We start from the raw sequence: 9162 nt of genomic DNA, 5'->3' as shown, positions 1-9162 counted from the left end.
TGTCCCCTGTGCAATACAGAGTTCAATCCTTAGTAGCTGCTTAATATATTTGTCTAATTTTTTGGGTTCAGTTCATACAGACGGTCTGTTTTAAAACAAATTGACTATATCAACAGAATAAGGATCCTTTCGGTATTCGTAATATTCTTATTATTCACAAAAACATAGTTAAATATAAACTATCCATTTCCTGTTATTATCAGATTAAGCCTTTACAGAGAAAAGGGGGATATTATGACTGTTCCAGAAAAAAGTAATAAGCAATTGATGGAATTATTAAATGAACGGTATGAAAAAAATCGTTTATATCATGTAAAAGAAGCAAAACAAACATATCTACAAGTAAAGGAAAGCTTAAAAGTAATAGAAACTGATCCATATTTATCATTTTATATCTGCCAGAAGGGTTCCGTCTAACCGTAGCATTTACAATACGTCCCGTTATTTCACGACTTTTGGCAAATCAAACAAGACCTAGTTTTGGCAATTTTATTTTGTTTCCTACAACGGCAATGCTTTCATTTGTTTGTTTTGTGGTATACGATTGTACGTTATTCTTCTTAGATTTGAAACGCGAGGCACTATTTTGTTTTTTGAAAAAGCGTGTATACGCATCCGCAAGGTTGCGAACAGACGACTGTATTGCAATACTATCCACTTCTTTTAGCCAAACAAACTCTTTCTTCATGTCGGAGAGTGTGGCGGAGCATGTACCATATGTTAAACCTTTCCCAGTTTCTTTGTATACGTGATCCCATAGGGATAAAAAATGTTTGAATACAAAGCGAGAACAACCGATTGTTTTGTTAATTAGAATTGCTTGTGCTTGATTTGGATAGATACGAAACTTATAGGCTTTATTCATCATCATTTGATTCACCTCCATTTCGGTATATGACTATTATATGCCAAACATTTATTCAATGGATAGTGAAGTAACACTTTATGTATGTCGAACAATTAAGATGGCTCCTTGTCATCCCTTGTTCGAAGCCAATTAATCTCCCACTTACTCACTTCGCGTTCCTGGAGGAAGGGGTCTTGTTGGCTAAAATGATGAAAATTTAACGCCTTGACATTTCAAGAAAAAAATAAAATGAAAGCAGATATCTAACTTATATCTAAAGAATTAACTTTCGTCTTAGTCCCTACTACGATTTTGCCAGCCATCTATCTCATACTAATTGCAGATTAACAAAGAAAAGGATGCCAATAGGCACCCTTTTCTTATAACTATAATATCTATATATCATTGTGGACCAGAATCATCATCTTATTAAGCAAAACATGATATATTCGCGCTCGCAATTTATTCTTGGAGTGCCTTATACAAGTCTATTTCATTTTCTGCATTTGTATTTCTCTTTAGGTGATTAATGGCTTTATTAGGTTTATTTTTATAACCATATTTATCTATCACTAACGCCAAAGCACCTGACACTTTAGGTGTTGCAAGTGAATTCCCATAATTAAAATAATATCCTCCCTGAGGATGGGCAACAAGAATCATTTCTTTTTTAAACATCTCCTCTGCCATCCATACATCTGCACCAAATTTATTTAATAATTTGATATCACCACCAGGAGCAGTAAAATCTATTATATTCTTACCATAATTTGAAAATGAAGAAACTTTCGAATCCATTCCTGTTGAAGCAACAGAAACAACTTGGGCTAACTGAGCCGGTATATCTTGTACTATTCCTGTTGCTGATTTCCCCTCATCTTTTATTTTGCTATTTAAGATGCTTAACAATTCACTATAAATATTAATATTTATTGAATCATTTCCTAAAGCACTAACCACAATGCTTCCTTTTTTATTTGCATAATGAATAGCCTTTTCATATGCTTTAATTTCCGCTCTATTATTACCACTACCATCGGAATAAGTTCCATTTTTCAGCAAGTAAGATCCAGCACTTATGTTAATAACATCATTTTTATCTTTCGCTGCCTCAATAATACCTTTTATTATCCAAGAACCTTCTGCCGAACTCTCTCCAAACACCCTATACATATTAACAGGCATACCAGGTGCCACACCTTTCATTAATCCGTCAGCATTCACTTGACTCAGAACGCTCGTTCCGTGACCCGTTCGATCTGTTAATTGATGAATATTTCCTGTTTCATTTTCTTCGTTCCCTTTGTATCCTCCTTTTGGTACAAGATTTTTAGATTTTTGAATGGAGATACTTTTAATATCGGGATGATTTTCTGGATAGCCTGAATCAATGAGTGCCACTGATACTTTACCTGATGGAGAATGAAGTTTATAACTCTCCCCATTATTTGTAATTCGCTTTATATCCCATTGTACGTCCCAGATAGCTTTATTATCTAAAACTTTTTGATCATTAATATTTGGTGTGTATGTTTTAAATTCTCCGGTAGATGGATTAATTTCTTCAATACTTTCTAAACCAATACCAGATATAATTTTGCCCTTTTCCCCTTTAACTTGTATTAAATTAACCTCTGGTATAGAATAAACAACTTCTTGATTATCTTTACTTAACTTGTCTAATACTGTATTGAAATCCGTATTATCCCTTATTAGAATGGAGTAATAAGCTATTTGCGTTGCATTGGTATTATTCGGAAAAAAACTGATAATTAATATAAAACTAATAATACTTAAACAATATTTTTTAAAACGATACATTTTATCCTCCTATTATCAAGACCTCACAGACATTTCTAATAGAATGTACTAATTATTGTGAATATAAATTATAATAATATGATCTGTTTTTTAGCAATTGTTCATGTGTCCCTATTTCTTTAATCATTCCATCCTCTAAATATATTATTTTGTCTGCATTTTGAATTGTTCTTAATCTATGAGCAATGATTATCTGAGTGATATTTAACTCTTTTAAGGTATTTTCTATGTGCCTTTCTGTAAATAAATCAAGGTGACTAGTAGCTTCATCAAATACAATAGCACTTGGTTCTTGGTACAATGCACGTGCCACTAGAAGACGTTGTCTTTGTCCACCAGAAAAGTTATTACCACTCTCTGATATAATAGTTTCAAACCCCATTGGAGAGTTTAAGATGTCTTCTAAAATACCTGACTTTTTAGCTGCATCAATTACTTTTAGGTCATCATGATTGTCTTTTGACATAGAAATATTATCACTAATAGATCCTGAAAATAGTTTAGATTCTTGAAGCACTGTACCAATAGACGTTCGCAAACTATGATAATCATAGTCATTAATATTTTTATTATTAATTAATATTTGCCCCTCACTAACTTTATATAATGCAAGTAGTAACTTTGAAATTGAACTTTTCCCCGACCCTGACGGACCAACAATTGCAACTTTTTCACCTTGTTTAATAGTAAAATTCAAATCCTTCAGGATATATTTACTAAATTGATTATATTTAAAATATACATTTTCAAATTTGATATCACCCTTAATGCTATGGGCTTGAACATTACTTTTTTCTTGCTCATCTTTTGTTCTTAGCACATCTTTAATTCTAGAAAAATAACTTCCTAAAGAAATTAGTTGAGTATAATTATTACTCACAGAAACTATAGGGGTAATATAAGATCCTGCAATAGAACTAAAGGCTATTAAAGTCCCTAAAGTTATTTCCCCATTGATTAAAGCATGACCTCCTACCCATAATACAAGTAACGGAACAGAAACTTGGAAAAAACCGGTAATCGTGTGAATCACTGCTTGAAATATATTTAGTCTTTGAGAGCTTTCTAATTCTTTAGAATAATTCCCCGACCAAAGGGATAAGCGTTTTTTTTCGAGTCCAAGACTCTTTATATCGACAATATTGTACATATTCTCAGTTAAAACAGCTTGAGTATTAACTTTATCCTGGATATTTTTTTTTGTCATTTTCCGAATAACATTTGCATTAACAAACAATATTACAGCTAATAACATACTTAAAGATAACAATAATAAACTTAAGTCTAAAGAGAAATTAATCATTACTGCTGTGTATGTAATTATAAGTAACAAATCAATAAAAATCGTAATCATTGTCGTAGAAATTATATCTCTAATAAATACCGCAGAGTTTGCTCTAAATAATAAATCACCACTACTCCTATTATCAAAAAATGAATAAGGTAAATGAAACATTTTTTTCATAAAGTCATTCATTATTGATAAGTCTAGGCTTTTTTGAAGTAAAGCAATACTAATGCCTCTTAACAGTGACATAAGGACAAAGGAAATTGAAAAAATAATTATTAACCAACCAAATGAATTTAGTTTATCTATATCTGAATTAGAAAAGGCGTTGTCAGTTACCCACTTAGTACTAAGTGGGATAACTGTCATTAAACCTTGAATAATAATAGATAGAAAAACTAAACCAAAAAATCTACCTTTATGCTGCTTAAAGTATTTTAAAATTATATTCTCTTGTTTTTCTTTTGGAATAATATCTTTAGTATTTCCTATAAATTGAAACTGCAATGCAAACCCAGAGTATTTTTTCTTAAACTCATCTTGCGGCACTTCAATTTTTCCCCGATTAGGATCAACGATTATATACGATTGTTTCTTTATTCTTTCTAATACCACAAAGTGATTATTTCCCCATTGTATAATACACGGCAATGAAATTGCAGTTAATTCAGCCATATCAATTTCATATGCATCTGCACTAAAAGAATAGTTATTAGCGATTTCTCGAATATTTAAAAACGAAAACCCTTCCCTAGGTGCAGGATAAAGATTTCTTAGATTATTTAAAGAGAGTTTAATATTATGATAGTTTGCGATCATAGCAAAGCATGCCAATCCACACTCTACACTCTCCATCTGCTCAACAAATTTTACTCTTTTTTTGTATATTTTCATGTATAACCCTTCTTATTTTTCATTAATCTAAAATAGATTTTATCTTTTCAGGATTGCTTACTCTTAACATTTGATATCCAATACCAGACAATCCTGTAAATAATCCTATAGATTTAAACCCTTTTGCATATCTCAACATAAACCTATTTTCTCGATGATTCCTGTTTATAATATTTTGTACTATAATTTGAGCCATTTTTAAATCTTCTTCATTTCTACTGTATTCATATTTCTTAAGGAAATATTCTGTAACTGCTATATTTCCATGACAAAGCCCATCATTACCAGACATATCCATATTCAATAACAACGGTTCTAATGCTTCTACCACGCTACTATGTTTTTCGTTATCCATTATATTCATGATTTCTAATTCAGCAATTAGAATTCCCAATATACCTCTACACCAAGAGAAGTTTAGATCTTTAAATTTTTCCTTTTTATGCTCTTCAAACGAAGAATAAAATTCATTATAAAAATCTCCACCCAAATTGTAGTAACGCTGGTTATTTGTACATTTCCACAGTCTAAAAAATACTAAAGCAATGGATATATATCCATGACCAAAACTAATATCATTATCAATTTTTTCTTTGATAGGAAGTTTAATATATTTTTCAGCATATTTTATTGCTAAAGATAAATAATTCGCATCTTTACCATTTTCATAAATATTGATTAATGTGTTAATTAAGCTAATAGATCCATTCAAATAATCAGTATGTGTTATATCAATTTCTTGATCGTCTATATAATTAACTTGATTTTTTAATTCTTCCCTTAATGCTCTAGATAGTTTCTTATTTTTTATTCTCGATACCGCATGCATTATACCAATTGAACTACTGTTCATCCCCAATTCATTTTTAACAGCATGATGATTTAAGGTTTTTAATACCCTATTTGCATAATCTAAATATTCCTCTTTTTGTGTCTCCACATATAGTGTGTGTAAAAATAGATATACTCCCGATAAACCATCATAGAAATCATCATCTATTAATCCGATTGACCATTTATCACCTTCTTCGGGATTGACCGCAATCCACATAATCTTATCTTCTTCTACAATAGCATTTTGTAAAATATCATCTGCTATTCTTATTGCTTCTTCTTTTAAATCAAATTCCCCAAATGTATTTTGTTGTAATAATTTAGGTTGCTTCTGCATTGGTTCTTTTTCTGGATATAATCCGAACGATATGTTTATTACTGAAACTTGCTTATTAATCTCATCTTCTGTAAAATTATTCAACTTATTAATTACGAGTTCTTTCCCATCGTATTGTTGAATTGATAGCATTAATTCACCGTTACTTGAAGTAACATCTTTTGTACCAATTTTATTGAAGAATATTGGTATATCATTAATGAGCATGTCTTCTATTTCATGCTTAATAATTTCTTTATTACTAAATGAGTGGGTCCACATATTTTCTAAAACTTTTTCTCTATCTAGCATGTCCTGCAGTAAATCTGGATGATGTGAGTGCTGGAGTATATTTCCATATTGACTAGTGTCCCTTACAATAATTCTAACAATTTTATTCTCGGAATCATTACACAACTCGATTAAATCCTTTTTATTATTCAATGCGATGTTGCATACATTTCTAAAACCATTTATTATTTCAATAATGTAATCCTTATATCCTACTTTATTATTTACAGTCTCTAGGTATGGAATGTTATTTGAATCACTAGTTTTAAATTCTAAGTGTTCATATCTCATTTCATCTGTACCAATATTGACCGGTTGTAGTATTTTTTTATTAATTTTTACACCTTTACCATCTAATGCACTAAGATCTATACCCACTTCATCTTCTCTATCACTTCTGACACCATGTGGTAATAACATTGTTGATACTACATTATTAAACATTTGCAGCCTTGCTTTTTTTAAAATTGGATATTCATCAAGAGCGTGCATTATAGGTTGCTGGAACAGTGTTTCTAAGTCTATTGCTACTGGATATTCACCATTCGCAATCAAATTTTCTAAGTGCATGTCTGAAGCATTTAGTAAATATAAAATTGCCATTACTTGTCCAAATCTTTCGTAATAATGAGCTAATTGAACCTTATTATGACACTGTTCATAAGGGATAAACTCTTCGAAAGAATATTCATCTTTATATATACCTTTAACAATTCTCATATCCAATATATTATCTTTTTTATTGAAATATTCAATGATTTCATTATACAATTTGCTTATTTCTAAGTTTTTAGGTTTGTAGATAATTTTATAATTTTTATTGAATATTAATTCAATGACTGTATTACCTTTATTATGAGTATCTCCTTGCCCTATTTTTATATCTGTTAACAGCAGTGGATCCTGAATTGTAAAGGTTTGTAATATATCATTTTTATGTTTATCTATCCTATTAAATAGTACTTTAATATTACTAATAAAATTAGGAGTAATTGTACTTAAAAGGCGCGTCAATACAACATATTTATCAAAAAAATCAATCAATTTATCTTTATCTTTATATTGATTAACAAAAAATACAAACCTATCTTCAGGAGTAGGACCAGCAAGGACGTCATTTTCTCTGTCTAAATTTAATTCTAAGACTAATGATTTTTGTGCTACTTCTGCTATAGAAATAGCAAATTGTTCTATTAAGCTCTCTAAAATATTTTGTGAAACTATATTATGATAATCATGTTTAGAAACAAATATACTTATTTCTTTTTTCACAAAATCTATAAATGGCCTTAAAATAAATAACATACCTGCTCTTTCAGAATCTAGGACTTCATCAAGATCTGTGTTCTCCATAATTTCTATAAATGTATTATACCACTGCGATTCTTTAGCTTTTTGTTTGTATAAATTATTGATTTCTTCAGATGGATTCTTATCAACAGCAAATGAAAAAGTATTTATTTTATAATCGTTAAATTTTAACATTTGTTCAAACTCTTCATCTGATAAAATGCTCATTTCCGTTCGCCAATTTGATAAAGAATCAGAATTATATTCCTTAGAATCCTTAATATATTTACTCATTAAGTCATAACGCTCTCTTATATTTAATGATTTATGTAAATTTGTTAACATACAATCCTCTCCTTTTTAGTAAACAAAATTTTTGCTTATATGCTCTTTCAGCGTCTCGCTATCCAATAATCCATTTTGTAACCAATATTGATATTCAAAATTATCTTTAGGATATCTACTAATCATAGATTTCAACGTTTGGTATGTGGCTTCATGCTTTTCATTTATACCCACCTTAAAATCATTATTTTTTAATGTCTCTATACTTTCAATTAAACTAGACATCGATTCTTCATACTCCTCTGAATATGTTTTTAAAAACACTTCTGAGTTAACTACTGTCGCTCCCATAAAAGAAAAAATTTTATATAGATAAGCTTCAACTAAATCTCCGCCATTACTCTCCGCAGTTACTACAGTAATTACAGGTTTACACACTAACTTTAATAAATGCCCCCAATACGATAAACGGTCAATAAAAATTTTAGCGTCGGATGAGACATTATGGGAATAAACCGGAGTAGCAAAAATAATTAGATCTGCACTGTCTACACTTTCCTTTAATTCTCTGCCATAATCACCCTCTAATCCATCTGATGGACAAATCCCCCTATTAAAACAACTTTTACAACCTGTTGAATGCAGTAATGGTTTACTTATGGGATCAAAAATATCTAATACAATATCTGGAAAACACTTTTCTATATGTAGTTTTAATTCATTTATAATTTTATTTGTACGAGAGTCATTATTTCTAGACCCGGAATAGAGTAATATCCTCTTCACTTTAGCACCCCTTAAAATATTTATATAAAAATAGAATGAGAAAATAGAATGAGAGAATAAAAGTATTTTCTCATTCTATTTTTATCTTTATTTTCCTTTATTGTCTTTTCCACATCTATATTGTGCAGATGCAATATACGAAGCAACAAAGCTTGCGAGAAGTGGGGACGGAGTCGTTCTTGGATCTACACCTGATGCACCATAAATTTTTTCCATTTCTGTTGTATCAAGTTTTTTCATACTTAAACCTACTACATTTTCTTTTAAAGTACTCATGCTATAGCCCTCTCTTTCTAATATTTATATAATATGAGTTTTATAAGGGGAATGATAAATTCCCCCTTTTATTTTTTATTTCCCTTTATTATCTTTTCCACATCTAAATTCTGCAGATGCAATATACGAAGCAACAAAGCTTGCGAGAAGTGGAGACGGAGTCGTTCTTGGATCTACACCTGATGCACCATAAATTTTTTCCATTTCTGTTGTATCAAGTTTTTTCATACTTAG

Annotated in this window: 7 protein-coding genes and 1 pseudogene; 1 reads left to right on the top strand and 7 read right to left on the bottom strand. The window is 30.2% G+C overall.

The window, feature by feature from the left end:
• Nucleotides 1-234 precede the first annotated feature (234 nt).
• On the top strand, nucleotides 235-417 hold the full coding sequence (locus AB6801_RS27825; RefSeq protein WP_170924515.1) for a hypothetical protein: 183 nt from the start codon (nucleotides 235-237) through the stop codon (nucleotides 415-417).
• On the opposite strand, the pseudogene AB6801_RS27820 reads toward AB6801_RS27825, so the two are convergent.
• The 7 genes and pseudogenes from AB6801_RS27820 to AB6801_RS27790 all read right to left on the bottom strand — a co-directional run.
• Nucleotides 392-871: pseudogene (locus tag AB6801_RS27820) on the bottom strand (RNA-guided endonuclease TnpB family protein); the annotation flags it as partial. The gene AB6801_RS27825 and the pseudogene AB6801_RS27820 overlap by 26 nt on opposite strands.
• Before the next feature lie 438 nt (nucleotides 872-1309).
• Nucleotides 1310-2668, bottom strand: a complete 1359-nt coding sequence (locus tag AB6801_RS27815) for a S8 family peptidase (RefSeq protein WP_000285549.1) — start codon at nucleotides 2666-2668, stop codon at nucleotides 1310-1312.
• A gap of 52 nt (nucleotides 2669-2720) precedes the next feature.
• Entirely contained in the window at nucleotides 2721-4850 is a 2130-nt protein-coding gene (locus tag AB6801_RS27810; RefSeq protein WP_000708394.1) for a peptidase domain-containing ABC transporter, read from the bottom strand.
• A 22-nt stretch (nucleotides 4851-4872) separates the two neighbouring features.
• Nucleotides 4873-7926 carry a type 2 lanthipeptide synthetase LanM family protein gene (locus tag AB6801_RS27805; protein WP_097842773.1) on the bottom strand — a complete coding sequence of 1018 codons (3054 nt, stop codon included), beginning with the start codon at nucleotides 7924-7926 and terminating at the stop codon, nucleotides 4873-4875.
• Between the two features lie 15 nt (nucleotides 7927-7941).
• Entirely contained in the window at nucleotides 7942-8652 is a 711-nt protein-coding gene (locus AB6801_RS27800; protein WP_097842772.1) for an NAD(P)H-dependent oxidoreductase, read from the bottom strand.
• A gap of 87 nt (nucleotides 8653-8739) precedes the next feature.
• The gene (locus AB6801_RS27795; protein WP_074790748.1) at nucleotides 8740-8928 is read right to left on the bottom strand and encodes a lichenicidin A2 family type 2 lantibiotic; all 189 of its coding nucleotides are present in this window, start codon (nucleotides 8926-8928) and stop codon (nucleotides 8740-8742) included.
• A gap of 75 nt (nucleotides 8929-9003) precedes the next feature.
• Nucleotides 9004-9156, bottom strand: coding sequence for a mersacidin family lantibiotic (locus AB6801_RS27790; protein WP_050552473.1), 153 nt, complete (start codon nucleotides 9154-9156; stop codon nucleotides 9004-9006).
• Nucleotides 9157-9162: the final 6 nt, after the last annotated feature.

It is taken from the genome of Bacillus sp. RCC_6_1 (assembly GCF_041360755.1).
GTDB lineage: Bacteria > Bacillota > Bacilli > Bacillales > Bacillaceae_G > Bacillus_A > Bacillus_A cereus.
Note: the sequence above shows the minus strand (reverse complement) of the source record. Positions and strands in the feature narration are given on the sequence as shown.

Bases quoted from the DNA above. Each gene is read 5' to 3' on its own strand.
- AB6801_RS27825 (WP_170924515.1), top strand. From the start codon at position 235: ATGACTGTTCCAGAAAAAAGTAATAAGCAATTGATGGAATTATTAAAT.
- AB6801_RS27805 (WP_097842773.1), bottom strand. From the start codon at position 7,926: ATGTTAACAAATTTACATAAATCATTAAATATAAGAGAGCGTTATGAC.
- AB6801_RS27815 (WP_000285549.1), bottom strand. From the start codon at position 2,668: ATGTATCGTTTTAAAAAATATTGTTTAAGTATTATTAGTTTTATATTA.
- AB6801_RS27810 (WP_000708394.1), bottom strand. From the start codon at position 4,850: ATGAAAATATACAAAAAAAGAGTAAAATTTGTTGAGCAGATGGAGAGT.
- AB6801_RS27790 (WP_050552473.1), bottom strand. From the start codon at position 9,156: ATGAAAAAACTTGATACAACAGAAATGGAAAAAATTTATGGTGCATCA.
- AB6801_RS27795 (WP_074790748.1), bottom strand. From the start codon at position 8,928: ATGAGTACTTTAAAAGAAAATGTAGTAGGTTTAAGTATGAAAAAACTT.